Raw genomic sequence first — 24,896 nt, forward strand, 5'->3', positions numbered from 1 at the left:
GTTTCCTTGTGTCAGGCTGCGGTGTCGACGCAGACGTATTTGAGGTCGGTGAAGGCTTCCAGGCCGTGCCGCGATCCCTCGCGGCCCATGCCCGACTGCTTGACGCCGCCGAAGGGGATCGGCGCGCCGGTGATCTTGACGCGGTTGACGGCCACCATACCGAAGTCCAGTGCGTGCGCCATGCGCCGCTGACGCGCGCCGTTTTCGCTCACCACATAGGCGACGAGGCCGTATTCCGTTGCGTTCGCCCGGTCGATCACCTCGTCTTCGGTGTCGAACGGCGCGATGGCGGCGACGGGGCCGAATGTTTCCTCGCGCATGATCAGCGCTTCGTCGGGCACGTCCGCCAGCAGCGTCGGCGTGAGGAACAACGGTCCCGCCGGGTGCCGGTTGCCGCCGGTGAGCAGCCGCGCGCCATGCGCCAGGGCATCTGCGATCTGCGCTTCCACCTTGGCCACCGCGCGGCCATGCATCAGCGGGCCGATGTCGGTGGCCTCATCCAGCCCGGGACCGACCCTGAGCGCGGCGATTGCCTCGGCATAGGCCGTGGCGAAGCGATCATAGACCGGCCGTGCGACATAAATGCGGTTTGCGGCGAGGCAGTCCTGGCCCGAGGTCGCGAATTTCGCGTCCACCGCGATCCGTACCGCCTTGCCGATGTCGGCGTCGTCAAACACGATCAGCGGCGCGTGGCCGCCGAGTTCCATCACCAGCCGCTTCATCGTGGGCGCGCATTGTGCGGCGATCAGCCGGCCGATGTCCGTGGAGCCGGTAAAACTCATCACGCGCACGCGGGTGTCCTCGCACAGGCGGCCGACGATGGTCGCCGCGTTGCCGGTCACCACGTTGAAGACCCCGGCGGGCAGCCCTGCGCGTTCGCCCAGTTCGGCAAGCGCCAGCGCTGACAGCGGGGTCTCAGACGAGGGATGCGCGACGACGGTGCAGCCGGCGGCCAGCGCCGCCGCCGCCTTTCGGGTGAGCATGGCGCAGGGAAAGTTCCACGGCGTGACGATGCCGGCGACGCCCAGCGCCTCGCGCCGCACGGACATCTCCGCGTTCGGCAGATGGCTGGTGACGGCTTCGGCGTTCATCCGCTTGGCCTCTTCCGCGTACCACTCGACGAAGGACGCCGCATAGTCGATCTCGCCGCGCGACTCCGAAAGTGGCTTCCCCTGTTCCAGGGTCATCAGCAGCGCCAGGTCTTCCTTGGCGGCGAGGATCAGATCAAACCAGGCGCGCAGGATCGTCGCGCGCTGCTGCGGCAGCATGGCCTTCCAGGCCGGAAACGCATCCGATGCCGCGTCGATGGCGTGGCTGGTCTGCTCGGCGTCGAGCGCCGCGACCCAGGCGAGCGTGTCGCCGCTGGCCGGATCGGCAACCTCGAAATGCGCGGCGGTGCCGCTCGCGGTCCAGCTTCCGCCGACATAGGCGAGCTGGCGCAGCAGACGGCGATCGGTGAGGCGGTCCAGCGCGGCGTGGCGGTTGGGTCGGGCAAACAACGCGGTCATGCAGAATCTCCCGGGTTCGGATGGTAGAAGAGAAATAGACCCGTTGCGCAGGAGAGAGAGGCTATTGGACGGCGTGCAGGCAGAGAGATTGTCTGTTTTGAGAGGCTGACGGAGACGATGTCTCCGCAGTGCAGGCTTCATGAGTTGGCGGTGGGCAGCAGCGCGGCCACCGGCAGCACGGTTTCCTCCTTCACCGTCTTGGTGACGATGTAGGTGAAGTAGCGGTCGATGCCGATCTCGCGGTCAAGCAGGGAATCGACGAGCCGCTGGTAGGCGTCGATGTCGCGCGCCATGATTTTCAGCACATAGTCGACACCGCCGCCGACCGACCAGCAGGCGGTGACTTCGGGCACGTCCCGGATCGCGTGTTCGAACCGGTCGAAATCCGCCTGACGGTGGTTGCCCAGGGTCACCTCCATCAGCACGGTGGCCACGGGCGCGATCACCCGCATGGCGACCCGGGCATGATATCCCGCCACGATTCCCGCCTTTTCAAGCTTGCGCAGCCGCATCCAGCACGGGGTGGGCGAGAGCCCGGCCTTTTCCGCCAGCGCCAGCTTGGTAATGCGCCCGTCGCGCTGGATCGCCTCGAGAATGCGCAGGTCGATCGGGTCGAGCTTGAGGCCGGTCATTGCTATGGTTCCGTGCACTGTTGTCCGCATCACCATGATGCCGCGAGATTTTGATTGTCAATTGCACTGATTTTGATCTCATATAAGTCATGACATTCTGGAGTCCCGATCCCACCCTGTTGCGGCGTCCGGCGTATCTGTCGCTCGCAGACCAGATCGCCCGCGCGATCCATGAGGGCAAGCTCGCGAACGGCGAGCGTTTGCCGCCGCAGCGCAAGATGGCGCATGAACTCAGCCTTTCCGTTCAGACGGTGAGCCGCGCCTATGAGGACTTGATAAGGCGAGGCCTGGTATCCGGTGAGATCGGCCGGGGCAGCTTCGTCCAGACGATGCGCCGCGAGCCGGACCCGCCTTATTTGCCGGAGAGGCTTGGCGAGGTCATCGATCTGTCCATCCTCAAGCCGGTCTGCGAGGCCATGCACCATGAGCGGCTGAAGCAGGGGCTTGGCTGGCTTGCCGAAAACCTGCCTGCGAATTCGGCGCTGTCGTTCCGGCCCAACGTCGTCTTCCCGCGCCATGCCGCCGTCGCGGTGGAGTGGCTGCGCCGCTGCGGCATCGAGGCCTCCACACAGAACGTCACGGTGACGAACGGCGCGACGGCGGGCATGACGGTGGCGTTGATGAGTGTCGCACCGCCGGGGTCGACCGTCGCCATGGAAGTCGTCGGCCACCATACGTTGCGGCCGCTGGCAAACTATCTGGGCTTCAATCTTGATGGGCTGGCTGTCGACGAGGACGGCATGATCCCCGAGGCGCTCGACGCGGCCTGCCGGCGTCACGACATCCGCGCCGTGTTCCTGCAGCCCTCGGTCATGAATCCGCGCGCCGTCCTGATGAGCCAGGCGCGCCGCGAGGCGCTGGCGGCGGTCGCGCGCCAGCACGACATCGCGATCATCGAGAACGACGTCCTGGGCCCGCTTGTCGAGGACCGTCCGCCGCCGGTCGCCGCAATCGCGCCCGAACGCACGATCTATATCACCAGTTTCACCAAGATTACGGTGCCGGGCCTGCGCATCGGTTATCTCGCGGCCCCCGACCGTTATGTCGCCGCCGCCACCAACCGGCATCTGGTGACCAACTGGATGGCCACGCCGATGGTGGCCGACATCGCCTCGCAATGGGTGCTGGACGGCACCGCCCTGGACCTCATGATGTGGCAGCGCGCGGCCCTGCGCCGCCGCCAGGCGATTGCCGCCGAGGTGCTGCAGGGCGTTCGCTACCGCAGCCATCGCGACGCGTTGCATCTGTGGCTGCCGCTGCGCGGCGAGCGGACGGAGGCCGGGTTCGTCGCCCAGGCGCGGCTGCTCGGTGTCGCGGTCGCGCCGGGCGAGTCGTTCCGCGTGGCCGACGGCGGCACGCAGCCGGCGGTGCGCGTCGCCCTGGGCTCCACCGGAGAGGACGAACTCCGGGCCGGGCTCGGGATGATCGCAAAACTTCTGCTGGGCGATCCGGAGATGCCGTTGCTGGCGATCTGATTGCCCGGAATTTGAGCGCCGGCGCATGATATCTGTGCGGGAATTCAATAATTGTACTGATACTATTTTGATCATTGACATGATTTGGTAACTTTCGCATCGTCAGTGCTTCGGTTTCTCCAGCTGGAGCGCTGCATGTCCGCGCCAAATGTCTCGCCGATCATATCAATCGACTCCATCTCCAAGAGCTTCGGCGATGTCACGGTTCTGGACGGGTTGTCGATGCAGGTCATGCCGGGTGAAAAGCTCGCGCTGATCGGCCCGTCCGGCTCGGGCAAGACGACGATCCTGCGCATCCTGATGACGCTTGAGCGTATCGACGCCGGGCATATCCAGATCGATGGCGAGGAGCTCTATCACATGGAGCGCCAGGGCAAGCTGGTGCCCGCCGACGAGAAGCATCTGACGCGGATGCGGCAGAAGATCGGCATGGTCTTTCAGCTGTTCAATCTGTTTCCGCACAAGTCGGTGATCGACAACATCACCCTGGCGCCGATGCTGACCAAGGGCGTTTCGCGTCAGGCGGCGGAAAAGCAGGCGATGGGACTGCTCGACATGGTCGGCATGGCGGACAAGGCAAAGGCGATGCCCGCGCAACTCTCCGGCGGCCAGAAGCAGCGCATCGCCATCGCCCGCGCGCTCGCCCTGCAGCCGAAGATCATGCTGTTCGACGAGGTGACCTCGGCGCTCGATCCGGAACTGGTGGAGGAGGTTCTCTCCGTCATGCGCCGGCTCGCGGATGAAACCGACATGACCATGCTGCTGGTCACCCACGAAATGGGCTTTGCGCATGATTTTGCCGACCGGGTGCTGTTTTTCGACGGCGGCAAGATCGTCGAGGAAGGCAAGCCCGACGACATTTTCACCAACCCGAAGCAGGAACGCACCCAGAGCTTCCTGAAGAAGATCATTGCGGCGGGACACCGGGTCTGAGGCTTGGCCCCGCACAACCGGCGCAGCCGCCGAGCCGCGCCACTTACCTGCATCATCAGAGGAGAACAATCAGATGAAGACGTTTGGAATTCTGGCCGGAACCGCCGGCCTCGCCCTGATGGCCGCCATGGCCGTCTCACAGCCGGCTCTCGCCGACAAGCTCGAGGATCTCAGGGAACAGGGCTTTGCCCGCGTGGCCATCGCCAACGAGCCGCCGTACACCGCGGTCGGCGCCGACGGCAAGGTCTCGGGCGCCGCCCCCGATGTTGCCCGCGCGGTGTTCAAACGCCTCGGCATCGACGAGATCGTCGCTTCGATCTCCGAATATGGCGCGATGATCCCCGGTCTGCAGGCCGGCCGCCACGACGCGGTCACCGCGGGGCTGTTCATGAAGCCCGAGCGCTGCGCGGCCGTTGCCTATTCGCAGCCGATCCTGTGCGACGCGGAAGCGTTTCTCGTGAAGAAGGGCAATCCGGGCGGCTACAGGAGCTTTGCCGATATCGCCAAGGACGAGGCCGCGACGATCGGCGCGCCGGGCGGCGGCACCGAAGAGAAGGCGGCGCTGGAAGCCGGCGTGCCGCGTGATCGCGTCATCGTGGTGCCGGACGGCCAGTCGGGCCTGAAGATGCTGCAGGACGGCCGCATCACGGTCTATTCGCTGCCGGTTCTGTCGCTCAACGATTTGAAGAAGAAGTCGGGCGACGACAGCATCGAGGTTTTCGCACCGGTCGAGGGCGCGCCCGTCTATTGCGACGGCACGGCGTTCCGCAAGCAGGACACGGCGCTGCGCGACGCCTATGACGTCGAGCTCGCCAAGATGAAGGCGTCGGGCGAATTCGCGGAGATCATCGAGCCTTACGGCTTCTCGGCCGCCGCCGCGATGTCGACCTCGCGCGAAAAGCTCTGCGCCGCGAAGTAGTAACGCCGGAACCAATACTCCGGGGCGATCCGCGGATCGCCCCGGCTATCGGATCGGTCCGCGCGGCGTGCCTGGCCCATCCTTCGAGACGCCCGCAAGCGCGGGCTCCTCAGGATGAGGTCCCCGGATGAGGCAGACCGGGGCGGCACCGGGAAAGCGCGACACATTCAACCTCATCCTGAGGAGGGCCGACAGGCCCGTCTCGAAGGATGGGCCGCAAGTCCTGACAGGCGCGACAGGCACCGCCTTCAGCGGTTCCGGTAACGTGAGGCTTCTATGATCGACTGGACCGGATATATCGGGCTGATCCTGCAGGGCGCGTTGGTGACGATCGAGCTGACGCTGATGGGCAGTGTGCTGGCCCTGGCGATGGCGTTCATCGCGGGTCTCGGCCGCCTGTCGCGTTTCTTCGCGGTGCGTTCGCTGGCCACCGCCTACATCGAGTTCTTCCGCGGCACCTCGATCTTCGTGCAGTTGTTCTGGGCGTATTTCGTGCTGCCGTTTGCCGGAGTCACCCTGACGCCGCTGCAGGCCGGCGTGCTGGCGCTGGGGCTCAATGTCGGCGCCTATGGCGCGGAGGTGGTGCGCGGCGCGATCCAGTCCGTCGGGCGCGAGCAGTACGAGGCCTGCGTGGCGGTCAATCTCAGCCGCTGGCAGTGCATGCGCCATGTCATCCTGCCGCAGGCCTTCATCGTCATGCTGCCGACCTTCTGCAACAACGCCATCGAGCTTCTCAAGGCGACCGCCGTCGTCTCGCTGATCTCGCTGACCGACATGACATTCCAGGCCCAGGTGGTCCGGGCCCAGACCGGCAACACCCTGGTACCCTTCGGGTCGATCCTGATTTTGTACTTTCTCATGGCGCTGGCCATTTCCTGGGGCGTGCGGGGGCTCGAGCGGCATCTGGCGCGTGGCCTGGATGGCGTGAGGAGCTGAGCATGGAATGGGATTGGGCCTTTGTCTGGCAGATCATGCCGACCCTCATCGAGGGGGTGAAGATCACTATTCTGGCGACGCTTCTCGGCTCCGTGCTGGCGGCGGCGGTCGGTCTGGTCATCGCCCTGCTGCGGCGCTCGCCGAACCGGCTGATTTCCCGGCCGATCGGTTTCGCGGCGGAGTTCATTCGCGGCACGCCGCTTCTGGTGCAGCTCTACTTCATCTTCTATGTGCTGCCGGATGCCGGAATCCTGCTGTCTCCGCTGGTGGCCGGCGTCATCGGGCTGGGGCTGCACTACGGCACCTACACCGCGGAGGTCTATCGTGCCGGAATCGAGAATGTTCCCACAGGACAGTGGGAGGCGGCAAAGGCCTGCAACCTGAGCGCCGGCCAGACCTGGACGAACATCATCCTGCCGCAGGCCATTCCGCCGATGATCCCGGCGCTCGCCAACTATTTTATCGCCATGTTCAAGGAGACGCCGCTGCTGTCGGTGATTACAGTGCTGGAACTGATGAATCAGGCCAAGAGCGTGGCCAACTCCAGCTATCGCTATATCGAGCCAATGACCCTGGTGGGAGCCTTCTTCCTGACGATCAGCCTCATCTCCGTCGTCGGACTGCGTTGGCTGGAGCGCCGGTATGGACGGATAGAGCGATGATGACGCGGAGCGGTTCCGGGCAGTCGATACGGGTCAGCGGCACGCCACCCGTGTTTGACGCGCGCACGCATGAAAAGCGTGTCGGGCTGATCATCCTGGCAACGGATCACACCACGGAACCGGATTACGCGCGCATGGTGGCGAGCGATCGGATCGGTGTCTACGTCAGCCGCATCGCTTACGCCAATCCCACGACGCCCGAGAACCTGCGCGCGATGCAGCCGGAGCTGACCCGGGGCGCGGAATTGATCCTGCCTGGCGAGGCGCTGGACGCGATCTGCTATTCCTGCACGTCCGCCTCCGCCGTCATCGGCGACGCGGCGGTGGAGGCGGCAATCCACGCGGCCCGGCCCGGCGTGCCCGTCATCACGCCGCCGATGGCGGCCGTGCGCGGCTTGCGGGCGCTGGGCGCGCGCCGGATCAGCGTCCTGACGCCTTATACGAAAGAGACGAGCCGGCCGATGGCGGAGTATTTCGCCCGCCACGGCTTCGACATCGCGCGCTTCACGTGCCTGGAGCTGGACGACGACCGGGTGATGGCGCGGATCTCGCCCGCCTCGCTCGTGGAGCTCGCGCAAGAGGCAATGGCGCCGAACTCTGATGCGCTGTTCATTTCCTGCACCGCGGTGCGCGCCGCGCTCGCAGCCCCCGCGATCGAGGCGGCGATCGGCAAGCCGGTGGTCGGCAGCAATCTCGCCACCGCCTGGAACTGCCTGCGCCTGTGCGGCGACGACACGCCACGGCCCGAGCACGGCCGCCTGATGACCCTGCCACTCGATCCTCCACTGCGAGACGCCTCATGACAGCGCTCTCCGTGACGCTTGCCGATATCGAAGCGGCGCGCGAGCGCATCGCGGGGATGATCGAACGCACGCCGACGGTCGCGTCGGAAAGTCTGAGCGCGCTTGCCGGCGTGCCGGTTCATCTGAAGCTGGAGCATCGCCAGATCACCGGAAGTTTCAAGCTGCGCGGCGCCAGCAATGCCGTGGCAAGGCTGTCGGATGCGGAGAAGGCGCGCGGCGTGACCGCGGCGTCGACCGGCAACCACGGCCGCGCCTTGTCTCATGCCGCGAAACGCGCCGGCGCGCGCGCGGTCATCTGCATGTCGCGCCTGGTGCCCGAGAACAAGCGCGAGGCGATCCGGCAGCTCGGCGCGGAAGCGCGGATCATCGGCGCCAGCCAGGACGAGGCGCAGCTCGAGGTGGACCGGCTTGTGGCGGAGGACGGGCTCGTCATGCTGCCGCCGTTCGATCACGCAGACATCATCGCCGGGCAGGGCACGCTGGGGCTGGAAATCCTCGAGGATGTGCCGGATGCGGCGACCATCATCGTGCCGCTGTCGGGCGGCGGGTTGATCAGCGGCATCGCGGTGGCGGCCAAGAGCCTGCGGCCGGACATCCGCATCATCGCGGTGTCCATGGAACGCGGCGCGGCGATGCACGCAAGTCTTGCGGCGGGTCATCCGGTGCAGGTCGAGGAACTGGAAAGCCTCGCGGATTCGCTCGGCGGCGGCATTGGTCTCGACAACGCGCATACGTTCGGCATCTGCCGCGCGCTGGTCGATGAGGTCGTGCTGCTGACGGAAGAGGAGATCGCTTCGGGGATCCGCCACGCCTATGTTCAGGAGCGTGAGATTGTGGAAGGCGCCGGCGCCGTCGGCATCGCGGCGTTGCTTGCCGGCAGGATCGCAAGCGATAGGCCGATCGTCCTGCTGCTGTCGGGCCGCAACATCGACATGGCGGCGCATCGCGCCATTGTCTGTGATGACGCGTTGGCGGAGGCGGGCGCATGAGCCGCATGTCCATTCTCACCCAGGCCGAATTGCGCACGCTGGTGCCGCTCGATCTCGACGCGGTAAGCTGCGTGGAGAACGCCTTCCGGGCGCTGGCGACCTTGCCTGTCGTGATGCCGCCGATCCTGCGGCTGGACATTCCGGAATTTCGCGGCGAGGTCGACGTGAAGACCGCCTATGTGCCGGGCGTCGATGGATTTGCCATCAAGATCTCGCCAGGCTTCTTCGATAATCCGGCGCTGGGCCTGCCCAGCGTCAACGGGCTGATGGTGCTGTTATCCGCCAAAACAGGCATGGTCGAGGCGCTGTTGCTCGACAGCGGTTATCTCACCGACGTGCGCACGGCCGCCGCCGGCGCCGTCGCCGCCAGGCATCTGGCGCGCGAGGAGTCGTCCGTTGCCGCGATCCTTGGCGCCGGCGTTCAGGCGGGGCTGCAGCTCGAGGCCCTGATGCTGGTGCGGCCGATCCGCGAGGCCCGCATCTGGGCGCGCGACGCGGTCAAGGCTCAGGCCAAGGCGATGGAACTCACCGCCCGGCTCGGCATTGCCGTTGAAGCCGGGGCCGATCCGCAAGCCGCCGTCGATGGCGCCGACATCGTCGTGACCACCACGCCATCGGAGACGCCGCTGCTGCGCGCGGACTGGCTTGCGCGCGGCACCCACGTCACGGCCATGGGCTCGGACGCGGAGCACAAGAACGAGCTTGATCCGGCCCTGGTCGCCGGCGCCGACATCTACGTCGCCGACAGTCTGTCGCAGACGCGGCGGCTGGGTGAATTGCACCACGCCATTGAGGCGGGGCTTGTTCCTGCCGATGCCGAATTCGCGGAACTCGGACAGATCATCGCCGGTCTCAAGCCTGGTCGCTTGTCAGTCGACGCCATCACTGTGGCGGATCTGACCGGAACGGGCGTGCAGGACACGGCGATCGCGACGCTGGCGCGCGACCGGGCGGCGGCCGCGGCCGCTGGAACGATTTTCGATAACTGACACGCGGCCCGAGCGCCGCATTGAATAGGATTACGCCCATGACGGGTCCGGTCTTGAAGTTTTCCCGAGAGGAATATTCCGCGCGCCTTGCCAAGACCCGCCAGGCCATGGTGGCCAAGGGCATTGATCTGCTGATTGTCAGCGATCCGTCCAACATGGCCTGGCTCACCGGCTATGACGGCTGGTCCTTTTACGTGCATCAGGCCGTTATCGTGGCCATGGACGGGGAACCGGTGTGGTTTGGCCGCGGTCAGGACGGAAATGGCGCCAGACGCACCACCTATCTCGAGCATGACAACATCGTCAGCTATCCCGACAATTATGTGCAGTCGACCGAGCGTCACCCGATGGATTTTCTTTCCACGGTGCTGACCGGCCGGGGCTGGGGCAACCGCATCATCGGCGTGGAAATGGACAACTACTGGTTTTCCGCCGCCGCCTTCGCGTCGCTCAACAAGCATCTGCCCAACGCCCGGTTTATCGATGCGACCGCCCTGGTGAATTGGCAGCGCGCGGTGAAGAGCCCCACCGAGATCGTCTACATGCGCAATGCGGCGCGCATCGTGGAAGCAATGCATGCGCGCATTCTCGACACCATCGAGGTGGGCATGCGCAAGTGCGATCTGGTCGCCGAGATCTATGATGCAGGCACGCGGGGTGTGGACACGCCGCAGGGCCGCATCGGCGGCGATTACCCGGCCATCGTGCCTCTGCTGCCCTCCGGCGTGGATGCCTCCACGCCGCATCTCACCTGGGACGACAAGCCGATGCGGGCCAATGAGGGCACCTTCTTCGAGATCGCCGGCTGCTACAACCGCTACCACTGCCCGTTGTCGCGCACCGTGTTTCTCGGCAAGCCGACGCAGGAGTTCCTTGACGCGGAGAAGGCGACGCTGGAAGGCATGGAGGCGGGGCTCGAGGCGGCCCGGCCCGGCAACACCTGCGAGGACATCGCGCTTGCCTTCTTCGGCGTGCTGAAGAAATACGGGATCACCAAGGACAACCGCACCGGCTACCCGATCGGGCTCAGCTATCCGCCCGACTGGGGCGAGCGCACCATGAGCCTGCGCCCGGGCGACCGGACCGTGCTCGAACCGGGCATGACGTTCCATTTCATGACCGGACTGTGGCTCGAGAACATGGGCCTGGAAATCACCGAATCCCTCCTGATCACCGAGACGGGCGTCGACTGCCTCGCGGACGTGCCGCGCCAGCTCTTCGTGAAGGACTAGACCATGCCGTCATCCCACGACTCCGCCCCCCTGCAGACCCCGATGCTGCGTCCGTCGCTGATTTCGCCCACCGTCGACTTCGACCGCGACGGCCTGCAGCATGGACTATTGCGCCTGCCGTATTCCCGCGATGATTCCGCCTGGGGGTCCGTGATGATTCCGGTTTGCGTCATCAAGAATGGCTCCGGCCCGGTGGCGCTGCTGTCGGGCGGCAACCACGGAGACGAATACGAGGGCCGCTGGCACTCTACGATCTGGCGGCGAAGCTGAAGCCGGAGGAGGTGAACGGCACGGTGATCATCGTCCCTGCGATGAATTATCCCGCTTTTCAGCTCGGCACGCGCACCTCGCCGGTCGACAAGGGCAACATGAACCGGTTGTTCCCGGGCAAGCCCGACGGCACGGTGACGGAAAAGATCGCCGACTATTTCCAGCGTCACCTGTTGCCGATGGCCGATATCGTGCTCGATTTCCACTCCGGCGGCCGCACGCTCGATTTCCTGCCCTTCTGCGCGGCTCATGTGCTCGAGGACAAGGAGCTGGAAGCCCGCGCGATGGCGGCGGTCGAGGCGTTTTCCGCGCCCTATTCGGCGCGCATGCTGGAGATCGACGCGATCGGCATGTACGACACGGCGGCGGAGGAACAGGGCAAGGTGTTTGTCACCACGGAACTGGGCGGCGGCGGCACGGCGCGCGCCGCAACGGTGCGCATCGCGCGGCTCGGGGTCATGAATGTGCTCAAGCACGCCGGCATCGTCGCCGGTCCCGTTCAGAGCAAGCCGACGCGCTGGCTCGACATGCCGTCCGTCGACTGCTTCTCGTTTTCCGAAGACGAGGGCCTCTACGAGACGATGGTCGATCTTGGCGAGCGCGTGACCAAGGGCGACGTCATCGCCCGCGTACATTCGATCACCCGCACCGGACGCCCGTCACATGACATTCGCGCCAAACTTTCCGGCGTGCTGGCGGCGCGGCATTTCCCGGGCCTGATCAAATCCGGCGACTGCGCCTCTGTCGTGGCGGTATTCTCGGACGAGATGTAAGCTCTCAGGACGGCGTCGCCCGGCTTTCTGCCAGGTCGTTCCAGACGCGCTGCTCCGTGAGCTTGCCCCCATCGGTGGTGAATCGGTCGATGAAGCGGATGCCGGAGAAGGCTGTGCCGTCCGGCCACTCGCCGGACAGCGTTCCGAAGCAATAGACGACCATGCCGGTCTCACCGAAGCATTCGTCGAAGCCCTGATAGGTCTTCGTCACGAAGCGATAACGCTGCGCGCCCCACGCCACGAGCTCCTCAAGCGTCGTGAACACCGCGCCGCCGGGAAACGTCATGCGGAACCCGTCGGCGAGACAGTCTCTTGCCGCATCGAGATCCCGGGCCTGCATCGCGCGGAGAAAGTCCCGTACCAGGTCCGTGGCGCCGGGCAGGGGCGGCCCCGGCGTCCGCGAGACGCGGCCGCGCATGTAGCTTGTGGGTTTCACCTCCTCGATCGCAACGGTAATGCCGTCGAGCGGCGCCGCGATGGTGGCGCGGACGGCATCCGTCAGGCGGGTTGCGAGCGTCCGTCTTGTTTCGTCGTCATATCCCTCGATCAGCGTCATGCGGATGACCGGCATTGTGTTCCTCCTTGCACGAAGAAATGTTTCATGAGCACAATTGACATAATGGTATAAGGATATACCATTAGATCCGCAAACAGCGAGAACATGCGATGGCCGGTGCGGACCCCAACGACGCGAACACCACGGACGGCACGGCCGGCTGGCCCTACGGGCGTCTCGACGCCAACACCCGCGTGCCGCTGTATCACCAGATTTTCCTGATCCTCCGCAACCGCATCTACGGCGGCGACCTGATCGCTGGGTGTCTTGTTCCCGGCGAGCAGGATCTGGCCGCCGAATTCCGGGTCTCGCGGATCACCGCCAAGCGCGCGCTCAACGAGCTCGCCGACGCTGGTCTCGTGGTGCGCGAACGCGGCCGCGGCACGCGGGTCATCAAGCGCCCCCCGGCGCCCGCCGTCACCTCGTCGATCGAGGGCTGGCTTGAAAATATCTCGCTCATGGGAATCTCGACGACGGCGCGTGTCCTGGCTTTCGGCTATGTCGCGGCCAGTGAGGACATCGCCCATGCGCTGGACATCGAGCCTGGCACCGAGGTGCAGCACGCGGTGCGCGTGCGCAGCCTCGATGGCGAACCGATGTCCTATCTCGTGACCTACGTGCCGGCTGAAATCGGCAGCCAGTTTGATCGCGACGATCTCGACGCCCAGCCGCTTCTGCACCTGCTTGAGATGGCCGGCGTCGATGTCGCCTCCGCGCGCCAGACGATCTCGGCGACCGTCGCGGATCCGGAGGTCGCCAGCGCGCTGTCGATGCCCGCCGGCGGGCCGCTGATCGAGGTCAGGCGCGTTGTGTGTGACGGGTCGGAGAGACCTGTCGAGTATCTCCGGGTGCTGTATCGCCCGGATGTCTACCGCTTTGAAATGTCGATGCGCCGAGTGCGCGAACAAGAAGGCATGCGGTGGGCAACCTTGAAGTCATCGCCGGTCCCCGCCGGTGATGGATAAGACAGTGGGAACACCGGGGACTACCGAGCGCAGACCAGTAATTTACGGGAGATTGTCATGACCGATACCACAGGGGCGGGCGGAATGCGCCGCCGCGACTTCCTCGCAACCAGTGCCGCCGCTCTCGGCGTCGGCCTCACCGGCTTTCCGGCCGTCCTGCGTGCGCAGGCCGCTCCGGTGAAGATAGGCCTGATCCATCCGGTGTCCGGCTTTATCGCCTTTTCCGGCAGCCAGTGCCGCGAAGGCGCGATGATGGCGATTGCCGACATCAATGCGGCCGGCGGCATCAAGTCGCTCGGTGGAGCCAGGATCGAGGCGATGCTCGCCGACAGCCAGGGCAAGCCGGATATCGGCGCGGCCGAGGTGACCAAGATGGCTGAAGCGGGTGTCACGGGCATTGTCGCCGGCTATTCCTCCGCGATCTCGCTGGCGACCTCGCAGGAAGCGGCCAAGACCAACACGCCGCATGTGGTTGATGTCGGCGTTTCCGACAAAATCGTGCAGCGCGGGCTGTCCAATACGTTCCGCTTCGGTCCGGGCTATGGCGTGATCGCCAAATTCGCCGTCGACAATCTGGCCGCGATCAACGCCATGACCGATACGCCGGCGAAGACGGCGATGATCATCCATGAGGAATCGCTGTTCGGCACGGGCACCGCGGGTCTGTTGCAGAAGGAACTGCCGGGCAAGGGGATCGAGGTCGTCGATGTCATCAAGCACGCCAACCCGACGCGCGACTTCACCAACATCGTGCTGCAGATCAAGGCCAAGAAGCCGGATCTGATCATCCCGGCGAACTATTACAACGAATATGTGCTGCTTGCCCGCACGCTGCGCCAGCAGCGCGTCGAGGCCAAGGGCATCTATTCGGTGCTCGGTGGCGCCGCGTCGAACTACAAGTTCGTGCACGAGTTCCCCGAAGCCGCCGAATACATCATGGACTGCAACCACTGGTTCAATCCGAAATCGGACGTGGCGCAGGCGCGCAAGGCGGCGGCGGAAGCCAAGGGCCTGATCTACACCTATGAGGTGTTCCTCGCCTACAACGCCGTCGTGGCGCTGGCCGACGCCATCGAACGTGCGGGCTCGACCGACTCCGAAGCGGTGAACGCGGCGCTGGCGTCCTCCACCCTGGACATGTCCTACATGCCCTATGGTCCGACCAGTATGATCGACGGTCAGAATGTCGGCGCCCAGCCGGTCAACACCCAGGTGCTGAACGGCGACATCGAGGTGATCTTCCCGCAGGCCTACGCCTCGGCGAAGCCCGTCTTCCCGATGCCGTCCTGACACGCAGGCATCCTGGCGGAGCGGTGCTCCGCCGGGCCCATTCCAGCCCGGGTCGATCATGATCGAGCTTTCAATTCTCATTCCGTCGGTGCTCAACGGGCTCACAACCGGTGCGCTCTACGCGCTGGTGGCGCTCGGCTTGACGCTGATCTACGGCGTGCTGCACATCATCAATTTCGCGCATGGCGCGTTGCTGATGGTGGGTCTCTACGCGGTCTATTATCTCAACGTGCAGTTCGGCATCGATCCATACGTCGCCCTGCTGATCGTGCCGCCGGGCATGTTCATTCTCGGCTACGCCTTGCAGCGCGGCATCATCAGCCGCGCCAGCCACGGCCGCGACGAGAACATCCTTCTGGTGACCCTCGGGCTGGCGATCATCATCGAGAACCTGTCGCTGTTCGTGTTCAAGTCGGACACGCGGGTGGTCGACACGCCGTATTCCTTCGAGGTCGTCGAGCTTTTCGGCGCCTTCCTGCCGCTGCCCAAGGTCTTCGCCTTCATCGGCGCCTTCGTCACCGCAGCCCTGCTGTGGCTGCTGATGTCAAAGACCGACCTTGGCCGCGCCATCCGCGCGCTCGCCAAGGAGCGCAAGGGCGCGCAACTGGTCGGCATCGACACGAACCACGTCTTCGCCATGAGCTTCGGACTTGGCGTGGCCTGTCTTGGCGTCGCCGCCTGCCTGCTTCTGCCCAGCTACTACGTCAATCCGCAGGTGGGCACGGGCTTCGTTCTCATCGCCTTCACCATCGTGGTCCTCGGCGGCATGGGCTCGTTCGTCGGCGCCTTGATTGGCGGCTTGATCATCGGTGTCGTCGAGGCGCTGGGCGGGCTGTTTCTCGGCGAAAGTCTCGGTCAGATCGGCATCTTCGTCATCTTCATCGGGGTGCTGATTTTCCGGCCGACCGGCCTGCTCGGTCACAAGGTATGACCTCCATGCGCCAACTTGCCATTCTCGCCCTGGTCTTCGCGCTGATCGGCACAGTGCCTTTCGCCATCACGACGGATTCCTGGCTCAACATCGTCATCATGACGCTCTACGCGGCACTGCTCGGCCAGGCGTGGAACATGCTCGGTGGCTACGGCGGCCAGTTTTCCTTCGGCCACGCGGCGTATTTCGGCACCGGCGCCTATACGGTCGCGGTGCTGCAGGTTCAGCTCGGGGTCAATCCCTGGATCGGGCTCGCGGCCGGCGGCGCCATGGCCATGCTGGTCGCCGCGATCATCGGCTTCTCGACCTTCCGCTATGGGCTGCGCGGCTCCTATTTCGCCCTGGTGACGCTGGCGTTTGCCGAGGTGCTGCGCATCCTGTCCAATTCGCTGGACTTCACGGGCGCGGGCGTCGGCATCCTCATCCCGCTGGATGTGGGGGCGGCCAACCTGCAGTTCGCGAGCAAGCACGGATTCTTCTGGCTGATCTGGGCCATGACGCTGGCCGCCTGTCTCACCGTATGGTGGATCGGCAATTCGCGCTTCGGCGCCCAGCTCATGGCGGTGCGCGACAACGAGGACGCGGCCCGCGCGCTCGGCGTCAACGCGTTCCGGGTCAAGATGGGCGCGATCGTGCTCTCCGGCCTGTTCGCCGGTCTCGCCGGCGTCTTTTACGCGCAGTATTTCCTCTATCTCGATCCGCACATCGCCTATGGCGCCGCCGTGTCGATCGAAAGCCTCCTGGTGCCGATCGTCGGCGGCATCGGAACGCTGTTCGGCCCGCTGCTGGGCGCCGCCGCCTTGCATGCGCTTTCGGAAGTGACGCGCTGGATCATCGGCGACGTGCCGGGCATATCGCTGGTGCTCTATGGCGTGCTGCTGGTCTGCATGGTGCTGTTCATGCCGCGCGGCTTCGCCGGTCTGATCGGCAAGCTTCAGCGCAAGCCGCGCGACAAATCCGCCGCCCGACCGGAGCCGCGCCATGCTTGAGGTTCGCGACATCTGCAAGTCGTTTGGCGGCGTTCACGCCTCCAGCCATGTGACGCTGAGCGTGCCGGAGGGCAGGATCACGTCGCTGATCGGCCCAAACGGCGCGGGGAAGACGACGCTGTTCGCCCTGATCACCGGATTTCACAAGCCCGACGCGGGCTCCGTCAGTTTTCTGGGTGAGGACATCACGGGCATGGCGCCGGACGCCATCGCGCGCCGCGGCATGATCCGGACGTTCCAGATTGTCCAGCCCTTCGCGGGCCAGAGCGTGCGCGAGAACATCGCGGTGGGCGCGCATCTGCGCATCAAGTCACGCCGTGACGCGCTCGCAAAGGCGGAAGCCGTGGCGCGCCAGGTGGGGCTTGGCGACCGGCTCGAGATGGACGCCGCCTCGCTGACGGTGGCCGGACGCAAGCGACTGGAGGTGGCCCGGGCGCTGGCGACGGACCCGAAGCTGATCCTCTTCGATGAAGTGCTGGCCGGGCTGAACCCGTCCGAAATCCGCGATGTGATCCCGGTGATCCAGGCGATCCGCGAGGCGGGCGTCACCATCGTGCTGATCGAGCACGTGATGCAGGCGGTGATGAGCCTGTCGGAACACACCTGGGTGCTGAACCAGGGCGAACTGATCGCCGAAGGCGCGCCGCGTGACGTGGTCAGCGACCCGCGGGTCATCGAGGCCTATCTGGGCAAGGGCATGGCGGCGCGGATCGCGGCGCGGGAGGCAGCCGATGCTTGAGGTCAGCGCCCTGCGGGGCGGTTACGGGCGGTCGAGGTTCTGCGCGGCGTCGATCTCGACATCGCGCAGGGTGAGATCGTCGCCTTGCTGGGTTCGAACGGCGTCGGCAAGACCACATTCAGTTCGGTGCTGTCGGGCTGATGAAGCCGTGGAGCGGCTCGATCCGGTTCAAGGGGGAGGCGACGGGCGGTCTTGGCGCGCAGGCGGTTGTCGATCGCGGCCTGATTCATGTGCCCGAAGGCCGGCACATCTTCCCCAATCTGACGGTCCGCGAGAACCTTGAGCTGGGCGCCTATCGACGCGGCAAACCCAATCGGTCCCGCAATCTCGAGCATGTGCAGGATGTCTTTCCAAGATTACGCGAGCGCTTCGGCCAGAAGGCCGGCACGCTCTCGGGCGGCGAGCAGCAGATGCTGGCGATCGGCCGCGGCATGATGGCGGAACCGGAGCTGCTGATCCTCGACGAACCCTCCATCGGCCTGTCGCCGCTGCTGGTGGAGGAAATGTTCGCGCTGATCACGCGGCTCAACGCCGAAGGCCTGACGATCCTGCTGGTCGAGCAGAACGTGCTGCAGTCGATGGAAATCGCCAGCCGCGCCTTTGTCATGGAAAACGGCGAGATTCGCCTGTCCGGCAAACCGGCCGATCTGATGGATGATCCCGAGCTGCAGCGCTCCTACCTGGGGTTGGTATGATGACGTCCCCACAGACACTGGCGCAGAAGATCATTGCCCGCGCGGCGGGGCGCGACACCGTGGTCCCCGGTGAGGTCGTGACAGCGCGCGTGGATCTCGCGATGATCCATGATTCCGGCGGCCCGCGCCGCGTCGAGCCGATCCTCAAGGATCTCGGCGTCGGCCTGTTCGACGCGGACAAGGTCGTGCTGATCTCGGATCACTTCGTGCCCGGCGACACCGACGAGGGCGCGCGCATTCTCGAACTCACCCGCCAGTGGGCGCGCGAGCGCAAGGTTACTTTTCATGACGGTGAAGGCATCTGTCACGTGGTCCTGCCCGAGCGGGGACATCTGAAACCCGGCATGTTCGTCGTGGGCGGCGACAGCCACTCACCGACGGGCGGGGCGTTCGGCACCTACATGTTCGGCGTCGGCGCCACCGAGATGGCGGGCGTGCTGGCCACCGGCGAGATCTGGCTGACGGTCCCCGAAACCATCCTGCTGGAATGGCAGGGCCACCTGCAGCCCGGCGTCACCGCCAAGGACATGATGCTGGCGCTGTGCGGCCGTCTCGGCATGGACGGCGGCCAATATCAGGCCGTGGAATATGCGGGTGAGGCGATCGCGGCGCTGTCGATGCAGGAGCGCATGACGCTGTCGAACATGGCGGCCGAGCTTGGCGCCCAGGCTGGACTGATCGCACCGGATGAGACCACCGCCGACTATCTCGAGGATGTGGGCGGTGACGCGGGCGACTGGCGGGCGCTTCGCACCGATCCCGGCGCCGATCTGCTGGCGCATCATGTCTTCGATGCAACGGCGCTCGAGCCGCAGGTGGCGGCTCCGCATTCCCCGGCCAATGCCGCGTCGATCTCGGATGCGCCGGCCACGCCCATCGACGTGGCTTACATCGGCGCCTGCACCGGCGCGAAATACGAGGATCTGAAGCGCGCCGCCGGCATCCTGCGCGGACGGACGCTGGCGCCCTCCGTCGAACTGATGGTCGCGCCCGCCACGCGGCGGGATCAGGATCGTGCCGCGGCGGAGGGCATCATGGCGGTCTTCGAGGAGGCAGGCGCGCGGATCCTGCCCAATGCCTGCGGCATCTGCGCGGGCTACGGCACCGACCGGCTCGGCGAGAACGTCACCTGCATTTCCTCGACAGCCCGCAACTTCAAGGGCCGGATGGGGGCTGCGTCGTCCCAGGTCTGGCTGGGGTCGCCTTTGACGGTCGCGGCCTCGGCCATCACCGGGCGGATCAGCGACCCGCGCGACTTTCTCACCGGCAAGGAGGAGGGCGCATGAGCGGGCGCGTGTTCGTGTTTGGCGATGACATCGACACCGACCAGCTTGCTCCGGGCCAGTACATGAAGGGCGGGCTCGACATGCTCGCCGCGCATTGTCTGGAAGGACCGCGGCCCGATTTCGCGTCCACGGTGCGGCCGGGCGATGTGGTCGTGGCCGGCAGGAACTTCGGCATGGGCTCGTCGCGCGAACAGGCGGCGGAAGCCTTGAAACACCTCGGCGTCGCCGGCGTCGTCGCGCGATCCTTTGCCGGCATCTTCTACCGCAACGCCATTAATCTCGGCCTGCCCGTCCTCGTCGCAAAGGATCTCGATGCCGTTCATGACGGCGATGTGGCCGAATTCGATGTCGAGGGCGGCGAACTGCGGCTGGTGAATACAAACCGGACGGTGCGGCTCGAGCCGTTGCCCGACAATCTCAAGCGAATGCTCGCCGACGGCGGCCTGGTGCCGCATCTGAAGAAGCGCTTTGCGGCAGAGCGCGACAAGGAAACAAGCACATGAGCTTGAAGCAAAGACTGGGAGAAGAGCGGATTCTGCTCGCGCCCGGCGTCTATGATTCACTGACCGGGCTGATCGCGGAGCAGGCGGGCGCGGAAGCCGTCTATCTCTCCGGCGCCTCCATCGCCTACACCCGTTTCGGCCGGTCCGATATCGGTCTGGTGTCGATGAGCGAGGTCGCCGACACGATCGCCGTGCTGCGCGACCGCATCGCGCTCCCGATCGTCGTCGATGCCGACAACGGCTTCGGCAACGCGCTCAACGTCCAGCGCACCGTGCGCGTGTTCGAGCGCATGGGCGCCAACGCGCTGCAGCTTGAAGACCAGACGATGCCCAAGCGCTGCGGCCATCTCGACGGCAAGTCGGTGGTCCCGGTCTCGGAGATGGCGGGAAAGATCCGCGCGGCGTGTGACGCGCGCGCTTCCGAGGACACGCTGATCATCGGCCGCACCGACGCCATCGCCGTGGAAGGCTTCGAGGCGGCGGTCGACCGCGCCGAGGCCTATCTGGAGGCCGGCGCCGACATGCTGTTCATCGAGGCGCCGCAGTCGATGGAGCAGATCGAACAGATCCTGGCGCGCTTCAAGGGCCGCGTGCCGCTGATGGCCAACATGGTCGAGGGCGGCAAGACCCCGATCGTCAATGCGGCCGGGCTGGAGGCGCTCGGCTTCAGCTTCGTGATCTTTCCCGGCGGCATCGTGCGCGCCATCGCCGCAACCGCGCGCGACTATTACGCCAATCTGGTCGCCACGGGATCCAACGAGGCCTTCCGCAACCGCATGTTCGACTTCACGGGGCTGAATGACGTGATCGGCACACCGGACCTGCTCGCCCAGGGCAAGCGCTATGACGGGGAGGGAGGGCAATGAGCATCGATCCGGTTACCCTCGCCATTCTCAAGGGCCGCCTGGAGCAGGTCGCCGACGAGATGGATGCGACGCTGTTCCGCTCCGCCTTCAACCCGATCATCGCCGAAGCCCACGACGCCTCGCACGGCATCTATGATGCGACGACGGGCGACACGCTTGTGCAGGGCAAGTCCGGCCTGCCGATCTTCGTCGGCGTCATGGCGTTTGCCGTCAAGGCGGTGATCGACAAGGCCGCAAAACAGGGCGGCGTCAACGAAGGCGACGTCTGGATCTTCAACGATCCCTATGACGGCGGCACCCATCTGTCGGATTTCCGGCTGGTCAAGCCGGTGTTCCGCGACGGCGCGGTGTTCTGCTATCTCGCGTCTGTCGGCCATTGGCACGACGTGGGCGGCAACGTGCCGGGCAACTACAACCCCGCCGCGACCGAGTGCTTTCAGGAAGGCATGCTGATCCCGCCGGTCAAGCTCTATGACCGCGGCGAATTCCGCCAGGACATCGTGGACATTCTGTCGGCCAACTCGCGTCTGCCGCTGTCTCTCTACGGCGATCTCAACGGCCAGATCAATGCACTGGAGCTGGGCGAGAAGCGCATGAACGCGCTGCTCGATGAATATGGCGATGCGACGGTGGGCGACTGCCTGGTCGAGCTGAAGGCGCGTGCGGCCGCCATGATGCGCGCCCAGATCTCCGGGCTGCCGTCCGGCACCGTATCGGCCGAGGATTTCCTCGACAACGACGGCATCAATGACGTGCCGCTGAAGATCGCGCTGGACCTGACCATCGACGGCGACCGCATGGTGATGGATTTCTCGCGCTCGTCCCCGGCCTGCGCCGGTCCGGTCAACATCTCCCGCGCCACCACCATCGCCGCCTGTTACGTGGCGCTGAAGCACATCTTCGGCGACGTGCCCGCCAATGCGGGCGTGCTTGAGCCCGTCGAGTTCCGCATCGATCCGGACTCGCTGTTGTCGGTCAAGGCGCCCAAGCCCGTCGGCGGCTACACCGAGACCATCCTGCGGCTCATCGATGTGGTGTTCCAGGCGGTGGCGCAGATCGCGCCGAAAGAAGCCATGGCCTGCGCCTACGGCACCATCAACGCGCTGTCGCTCGCCGGCCACCGCGCGAACGGCCAGCGCTGGGTGATGTTCTCCTTCTTCGGCGGCGGCCACGGCGCGCATGGCGCCGGCGACGGCCTCAACCACGGCAACGCGCCCATTTCCACCGCGACGATCCCGCCGCTGGAAATCCTTGAATCCGCCTATCCGGTGCGGTTCACACAGTGGGCGTTGCGTCCGGATTCAGGCGGCGCCGGCGAATATCGTGGCGGGCTCGGCGCGGTCTACGAGATCGAGCTGCTGGAGAAACACGCCGACGTCTTCCTGTTCGGCGAGCGCGGCAAGTTCCCGCCGCGCGGTGTGGTCGGCGGCGGTGCGGCCGCGCTCAACACCTTCCATTATGAGCAGGCGGACGGGAGCCACACGCCGCCGATGGTCTCCAAGATCGTCGGCATCCACATCGATCGCGGCCAGGCGCTGCGGCTGGAGACCCCGGGCGGCGGCGGCTACGGCCAGGCGTTCGCCCGCGACCCGGCCAGCGTCGCCCGCGATGCTCGTCTCGGTTTCATCAGCCGCGCCTGCGCCGAGGCCGACTATGGCGTCGTGCTGCGCATGGACGGCACCGTGGACGATGCCGCCACCACAAGCCTGCGCGCCCAGGAGGCGGCTCAATGACAAAACCTGCATATGTGATCGGCGTCGACGTCGGTGGCACCTTCACCGACGTGTTCATTCTGGATGAAACTACGGGCACGGTCGTCACCGCGAAAGTGCCGTCGACCCGCGGCGACCAGTCGAAGGGCTTTGTCGAGGGCATCGCCCAGAAAGTCGCCGATTTCGCCGATATCAGGACCGTGGTGCATGGCACCACCGTGGGCACCAACGCCTTGCTGGAGCGCAAGGGTGCGCGCACCGGCATCATCACCACGGAAGGCTTTCGCGACGTGCTCGAGATGCGCCGCCGCGATCGGCCGACCACCTGGGGGCTGAAGGGCTCGTTCACGCCCGTGGTCGAGCGGCCCGATCGCGTCGAGGTCGGCGAACGCATCCTGGCTGACGGCTCTGTGCTGCGCGTGGTCGACGAGGCGGAGGTGAAATCCCGCGCGCTTGACTTGGCCGAGGCCGGGTGCGAAGCGGTTTGCGTGTTCTTCATCAATGGCTACGCCAACAACGACAACGAGGCGCGCGCCGTGGAGGCGGTGCGCTCCGTCTGGCCCAACGCCTACGTGACTGCCGCCACCGAGATCCTTCCCGAAATCCGTGAATTTGAGCGCCTGTCGACCGCGACGCTGAACGCCTATCTGCAGCCCGTGGTCTCCTCCTATCTTGACCGGCTGGAAAAAGGCCTGGCCGCGCGCGGTTTCACAGGCGACATCCTGATCGTTCAGTCCAACGGCGGCGTTATGTCCATCGACACCGCCAAGCGCTATCCGGTGCGCACGGCGCTTTCGGGACCGGCCGCCGGCGTCATCGCCGCCACCGCCATAGCCAAGGCCGCCGGTTTCGAGAACATCATCACCTGCGACATGGGCGGAACGTCGTTCGACGTGTCGCTCGTGGCGGGCGGCGAGGCGGCGCTGGCCGCGCAGACGTCGATCGATTTCGGCATGGTCGTGCGCACGCCGATGATCGAGATCACGACGATCGGCGCGGGCGGCGGATCCATCGCCCATGTCGACAAGAGCGGCCTGCTGCAGGTCGGCCCCGAATCCGCCGGTTCCGATCCCGGTCCCGTCTGCTACGGGCTCGGCAACGACCGTCCGACCGTCACCGACGCCAACGTGGTGCTGGGCCGTATCAACGCCGACAGGCCGATCGGCGGCAAGCTGGACCGCCTCGACGTCGAGGCGGCGCGCACGGCCATCGAAACGCATATTGCCACGCCCCTGGGTCTGACGGTCGAGGCCGCGGCCGAAGCGATCCTGAAGCTCGCCAACGCCAAGATGGCCGGCGCCATCCGTCTCGTTTCCATTGAAAAGGGTCATGATCCGGCGAAATTCTCCGCCATGCCGTTCGGCGGCGGCGGCGCGCTGCACACCGGCGCCTTGATCAAGGAAGTCGGGTTGGCTTCCGCGCTGGTTCCCCGCTTTCCGGGCGTCACCTCCGCCCTGGGCTGCGTGGTTGCCGACATGCGCCACGACCGGGTGCAGACGGTCAACAGGCTGCTCGATCACCTCGATGCGGCCGACCTCGGCACCGAGATGATGCGCGTCGCCGACGAAACCGGCGCTCTGCTTGACGGCGCGGGCGTCGCCTTCGCCGCCGTGGACCGGGTTTTCGAACTCGACATGCTGTATCTGGGCCAGACCCATACGGTGAACGTGGCGCTTGCCATGCCGGTGGACGGGCTGACCACCGCGGCGATCCGGTCCGCCTTCGAGGCGGCCTATCACGAGACCTACGGACGGCTGCTCGACGGCATTCCGATGCGCGTGATGAACTACCGCATCGCTGTGATCGGCCGCCGGCCTGGGCTCGACATGGCCGTCTTCGCGCCCGTTGGCGGCAAACCGGCCGATGCCTGCCGCACGGGCACGCGCCGTGTCTTCAGCGACGGCGCATGGCACGACGCCGGAATCTTCGAGCGGCTGCAGCTTGAGGTCGGCGCCACGATCAGCGGACCGGCCCTGTTGGAGCAGGCCGACACGACGATCTTTGTTGATCCGGGGCTTGGAGCGCGCGTGGACGCCTATGGCAATCTTGTCATCACGCCGGTGGGGTAGAGTGCGCTATACGTCGAGAGATGGATTTGACTGCCCCTCTCCCCCTTGAGGGGGAGATGTCGGCGCAGCCGACAGAGGGGGGTGGGCGGCAGGTTCCGAGCATGTGGCTCACCCCCTCTGCCCCCTATCGGGGCATCTCCCCCTCAAGGGGGGAGAGGAGAGCAGACCGCTGAT

22 protein-coding genes and 2 pseudogenes are annotated in these 24,896 nt (G+C 65.8%); 21 read left to right on the forward strand and 3 right to left on the reverse strand.

Going from position 1 to position 24,896, the window contains the following annotated elements; all coding sequences use genetic code 11:
* Nucleotides 1-11: 11 nt before the first annotated feature.
* Together D1F64_RS10755 and D1F64_RS10760 are read right to left on the reverse strand one after the other, a co-directional pair.
* On the reverse strand, nucleotides 12-1,508 hold the full coding sequence (locus D1F64_RS10755) for an NAD-dependent succinate-semialdehyde dehydrogenase (RefSeq protein ID WP_117412447.1): 1,497 nt from the start codon (nucleotides 1,506-1,508) through the stop codon (nucleotides 12-14).
* Nucleotides 1,509-1,645: 137 nt separating this feature from the next.
* The gene (locus tag D1F64_RS10760; protein WP_117412448.1) at nucleotides 1,646-2,140 is read right to left on the reverse strand and encodes an Lrp/AsnC family transcriptional regulator; all 495 of its coding nucleotides are present in this window, start codon (nucleotides 2,138-2,140) and stop codon (nucleotides 1,646-1,648) included.
* Between the two features lie 89 nt (nucleotides 2,141-2,229).
* Between D1F64_RS10760 and D1F64_RS10765 the strand changes: the two genes are divergently transcribed.
* From D1F64_RS10765 to doeB, 10 genes and pseudogenes are all read left to right on the forward strand, one after another.
* Nucleotides 2,230-3,615 (forward strand): PLP-dependent aminotransferase family protein, encoded by a 1,386-nt coding sequence (locus tag D1F64_RS10765; protein ID WP_117412449.1) that lies wholly within the window; start codon nucleotides 2,230-2,232, stop codon nucleotides 3,613-3,615.
* Between the two features lie 135 nt (nucleotides 3,616-3,750).
* Nucleotides 3,751-4,548, forward strand: coding sequence for an ectoine/hydroxyectoine ABC transporter ATP-binding protein EhuA (ehuA, locus tag D1F64_RS10770; RefSeq protein WP_117414548.1), 798 nt, complete (start codon nucleotides 3,751-3,753; stop codon nucleotides 4,546-4,548).
* Nucleotides 4,549-4,621: 73 nt separating this feature from the next.
* Nucleotides 4,622-5,467, forward strand: coding sequence for an ectoine/hydroxyectoine ABC transporter substrate-binding protein EhuB (gene ehuB, locus D1F64_RS10775; RefSeq protein WP_117412450.1), 846 nt, complete (start codon nucleotides 4,622-4,624; stop codon nucleotides 5,465-5,467).
* A 276-nt stretch (nucleotides 5,468-5,743) separates the two neighbouring features.
* Entirely contained in the window at nucleotides 5,744-6,403 is a 660-nt protein-coding gene (gene ehuC / locus D1F64_RS10780; protein WP_117412451.1) for an ectoine/hydroxyectoine ABC transporter permease subunit EhuC, read from the forward strand.
* Between the two features lie 2 nt (nucleotides 6,404-6,405).
* Nucleotides 6,406-7,065, forward strand: coding sequence for an ectoine/hydroxyectoine ABC transporter permease subunit EhuD (ehuD, locus tag D1F64_RS10785; protein ID WP_117412452.1), 660 nt, complete (start codon nucleotides 6,406-6,408; stop codon nucleotides 7,063-7,065).
* Nucleotides 7,062-7,868: an ectoine utilization protein EutA gene (eutA, locus tag D1F64_RS10790; protein WP_248304723.1), complete on the forward strand. Its 807-nt coding sequence runs from the start codon at nucleotides 7,062-7,064 to the stop codon at nucleotides 7,866-7,868. Before ehuD ends, eutA begins: the two co-directional genes overlap by 4 nt.
* Complete coding sequence (gene eutB / locus D1F64_RS10795; protein WP_117412453.1) at nucleotides 7,865-8,857, forward strand: hydroxyectoine utilization dehydratase EutB; 993 nt, start codon at nucleotides 7,865-7,867, stop codon at nucleotides 8,855-8,857. Before eutA ends, eutB begins: the two co-directional genes overlap by 4 nt.
* Nucleotides 8,854-9,846 carry an ectoine utilization protein EutC gene (eutC, locus tag D1F64_RS10800; protein WP_117412454.1) on the forward strand — a complete coding sequence of 331 codons (993 nt, stop codon included), beginning with the start codon at nucleotides 8,854-8,856 and terminating at the stop codon, nucleotides 9,844-9,846. Before eutB ends, eutC begins: the two co-directional genes overlap by 4 nt.
* A gap of 38 nt (nucleotides 9,847-9,884) precedes the next feature.
* Entirely contained in the window at nucleotides 9,885-11,078 is a 1,194-nt protein-coding gene (gene doeA / locus D1F64_RS10805; protein ID WP_117412455.1) for an ectoine hydrolase DoeA, read from the forward strand.
* A gap of 3 nt (nucleotides 11,079-11,081) precedes the next feature.
* Nucleotides 11,082-12,121 (forward strand): annotated as a pseudogene (gene doeB / locus D1F64_RS10810) (N(2)-acetyl-L-2,4-diaminobutanoate deacetylase DoeB).
* Nucleotides 12,122-12,125: 4 nt separating this feature from the next.
* On the opposite strand, the gene D1F64_RS10815 reads toward doeB, so the two are convergent.
* Entirely contained in the window at nucleotides 12,126-12,692 is a 567-nt protein-coding gene (locus D1F64_RS10815; protein WP_117412456.1) for a nuclear transport factor 2 family protein, read from the reverse strand.
* 95 nt (nucleotides 12,693-12,787) lie between these two features.
* Here D1F64_RS10815 and D1F64_RS10820 point away from each other — a divergent pair, with 95 nt between their 5' ends.
* The 11 genes and pseudogenes from D1F64_RS10820 to D1F64_RS10870 all read left to right on the forward strand — a co-directional run bounded on the left by D1F64_RS10820 (nucleotide 12,788) and on the right by D1F64_RS10870 (nucleotide 24,722).
* Nucleotides 12,788-13,642, forward strand: coding sequence for a GntR family transcriptional regulator (locus D1F64_RS10820; RefSeq protein WP_117412457.1), 855 nt, complete (start codon nucleotides 12,788-12,790; stop codon nucleotides 13,640-13,642).
* Between the two features lie 57 nt (nucleotides 13,643-13,699).
* Complete coding sequence (locus tag D1F64_RS10825) at nucleotides 13,700-14,932, forward strand: ABC transporter substrate-binding protein (protein WP_205470732.1); 1,233 nt, start codon at nucleotides 13,700-13,702, stop codon at nucleotides 14,930-14,932.
* A 58-nt stretch (nucleotides 14,933-14,990) separates the two neighbouring features.
* Nucleotides 14,991-15,863, forward strand: a complete 873-nt coding sequence (locus tag D1F64_RS10830; RefSeq protein ID WP_117412459.1) for a branched-chain amino acid ABC transporter permease — start codon at nucleotides 14,991-14,993, stop codon at nucleotides 15,861-15,863.
* Nucleotides 15,864-15,868: 5 nt separating this feature from the next.
* Nucleotides 15,869-16,852: a branched-chain amino acid ABC transporter permease gene (locus D1F64_RS10835; protein ID WP_248304724.1), complete on the forward strand. Its 984-nt coding sequence runs from the start codon at nucleotides 15,869-15,871 to the stop codon at nucleotides 16,850-16,852.
* On the forward strand, nucleotides 16,845-17,591 hold the full coding sequence (locus tag D1F64_RS10840) for an ABC transporter ATP-binding protein (RefSeq protein WP_117412461.1): 747 nt from the start codon (nucleotides 16,845-16,847) through the stop codon (nucleotides 17,589-17,591). The genes D1F64_RS10835 and D1F64_RS10840 overlap by 8 nt, the downstream gene beginning before the upstream one ends.
* An 84-nt stretch (nucleotides 17,592-17,675) precedes the next feature.
* Nucleotides 17,676-18,286: pseudogene (locus D1F64_RS10845) on the forward strand (ABC transporter ATP-binding protein).
* The gene (locus D1F64_RS10850; protein ID WP_117412462.1) at nucleotides 18,283-19,572 is read left to right on the forward strand and encodes a 3-isopropylmalate dehydratase large subunit; all 1,290 of its coding nucleotides are present in this window, start codon (nucleotides 18,283-18,285) and stop codon (nucleotides 19,570-19,572) included. Before D1F64_RS10845 ends, D1F64_RS10850 begins: the two are co-directional and overlap by 4 nt.
* Nucleotides 19,569-20,075: a 3-isopropylmalate dehydratase gene (locus D1F64_RS10855; protein WP_117412463.1), complete on the forward strand. Its 507-nt coding sequence runs from the start codon at nucleotides 19,569-19,571 to the stop codon at nucleotides 20,073-20,075. The genes D1F64_RS10850 and D1F64_RS10855 overlap by 4 nt, the downstream gene beginning before the upstream one ends.
* Nucleotides 20,072-20,941, forward strand: coding sequence for an isocitrate lyase/phosphoenolpyruvate mutase family protein (locus D1F64_RS10860; RefSeq protein WP_117412464.1), 870 nt, complete (start codon nucleotides 20,072-20,074; stop codon nucleotides 20,939-20,941). Before D1F64_RS10855 ends, D1F64_RS10860 begins: the two co-directional genes overlap by 4 nt.
* Nucleotides 20,938-22,674, forward strand: coding sequence for a hydantoinase B/oxoprolinase family protein (locus D1F64_RS10865; protein WP_117412465.1), 1,737 nt, complete (start codon nucleotides 20,938-20,940; stop codon nucleotides 22,672-22,674). Before D1F64_RS10860 ends, D1F64_RS10865 begins: the two co-directional genes overlap by 4 nt.
* Nucleotides 22,671-24,722 carry a hydantoinase/oxoprolinase family protein gene (locus D1F64_RS10870; protein ID WP_117412466.1) on the forward strand — a complete coding sequence of 684 codons (2,052 nt, stop codon included), beginning with the start codon at nucleotides 22,671-22,673 and terminating at the stop codon, nucleotides 24,720-24,722. Before D1F64_RS10865 ends, D1F64_RS10870 begins: the two co-directional genes overlap by 4 nt.
* The last annotated feature ends 174 nt before the right edge of the window (nucleotides 24,723-24,896 follow it).

Source organism: Breoghania sp. L-A4, assembly GCF_003432385.1.
Lineage (GTDB): Bacteria > Pseudomonadota > Alphaproteobacteria > Rhizobiales > Stappiaceae > Breoghania.

Excerpts from the sequence above, each read along its gene's own strand:
- D1F64_RS10755 (WP_117412447.1), bottom strand. The coding sequence starts at position 1,508 with ATGACCGCGTTGTTTGCCCGACCCAACCGCCACGCCGCGCTGGACCGC.
- D1F64_RS10760 (WP_117412448.1), bottom strand. The coding sequence starts at position 2,140 with ATGACCGGCCTCAAGCTCGACCCGATCGACCTGCGCATTCTCGAGGCG.
- D1F64_RS10765 (WP_117412449.1), top strand. The coding sequence starts at position 2,230 with ATGACATTCTGGAGTCCCGATCCCACCCTGTTGCGGCGTCCGGCGTAT.
- ehuA (WP_117414548.1), top strand. The coding sequence starts at position 3,751 with ATGTCCGCGCCAAATGTCTCGCCGATCATATCAATCGACTCCATCTCC.
- ehuB (WP_117412450.1), top strand. The coding sequence starts at position 4,622 with ATGAAGACGTTTGGAATTCTGGCCGGAACCGCCGGCCTCGCCCTGATG.
- ehuC (WP_117412451.1), top strand. The coding sequence starts at position 5,744 with ATGATCGACTGGACCGGATATATCGGGCTGATCCTGCAGGGCGCGTTG.
- ehuD (WP_117412452.1), top strand. The coding sequence starts at position 6,406 with ATGGAATGGGATTGGGCCTTTGTCTGGCAGATCATGCCGACCCTCATC.
- eutA (WP_248304723.1), top strand. The coding sequence starts at position 7,062 with ATGATGACGCGGAGCGGTTCCGGGCAGTCGATACGGGTCAGCGGCACG.
- eutB (WP_117412453.1), top strand. The coding sequence starts at position 7,865 with ATGACAGCGCTCTCCGTGACGCTTGCCGATATCGAAGCGGCGCGCGAG.
- eutC (WP_117412454.1), top strand. The coding sequence starts at position 8,854 with ATGAGCCGCATGTCCATTCTCACCCAGGCCGAATTGCGCACGCTGGTG.
- doeA (WP_117412455.1), top strand. The coding sequence starts at position 9,885 with ATGACGGGTCCGGTCTTGAAGTTTTCCCGAGAGGAATATTCCGCGCGC.
- D1F64_RS10815 (WP_117412456.1), bottom strand. The coding sequence starts at position 12,692 with ATGCCGGTCATCCGCATGACGCTGATCGAGGGATATGACGACGAAACA.
- D1F64_RS10820 (WP_117412457.1), top strand. The coding sequence starts at position 12,788 with ATGGCCGGTGCGGACCCCAACGACGCGAACACCACGGACGGCACGGCC.
- D1F64_RS10825 (WP_205470732.1), top strand. The coding sequence starts at position 13,700 with ATGACCGATACCACAGGGGCGGGCGGAATGCGCCGCCGCGACTTCCTC.
- D1F64_RS10830 (WP_117412459.1), top strand. The coding sequence starts at position 14,991 with ATGATCGAGCTTTCAATTCTCATTCCGTCGGTGCTCAACGGGCTCACA.
- D1F64_RS10835 (WP_248304724.1), top strand. The coding sequence starts at position 15,869 with ATGCGCCAACTTGCCATTCTCGCCCTGGTCTTCGCGCTGATCGGCACA.
- D1F64_RS10840 (WP_117412461.1), top strand. The coding sequence starts at position 16,845 with ATGCTTGAGGTTCGCGACATCTGCAAGTCGTTTGGCGGCGTTCACGCC.
- D1F64_RS10850 (WP_117412462.1), top strand. The coding sequence starts at position 18,283 with ATGATGACGTCCCCACAGACACTGGCGCAGAAGATCATTGCCCGCGCG.
- D1F64_RS10855 (WP_117412463.1), top strand. The coding sequence starts at position 19,569 with ATGAGCGGGCGCGTGTTCGTGTTTGGCGATGACATCGACACCGACCAG.
- D1F64_RS10860 (WP_117412464.1), top strand. The coding sequence starts at position 20,072 with ATGAGCTTGAAGCAAAGACTGGGAGAAGAGCGGATTCTGCTCGCGCCC.
- D1F64_RS10865 (WP_117412465.1), top strand. The coding sequence starts at position 20,938 with ATGAGCATCGATCCGGTTACCCTCGCCATTCTCAAGGGCCGCCTGGAG.
- D1F64_RS10870 (WP_117412466.1), top strand. The coding sequence starts at position 22,671 with ATGACAAAACCTGCATATGTGATCGGCGTCGACGTCGGTGGCACCTTC.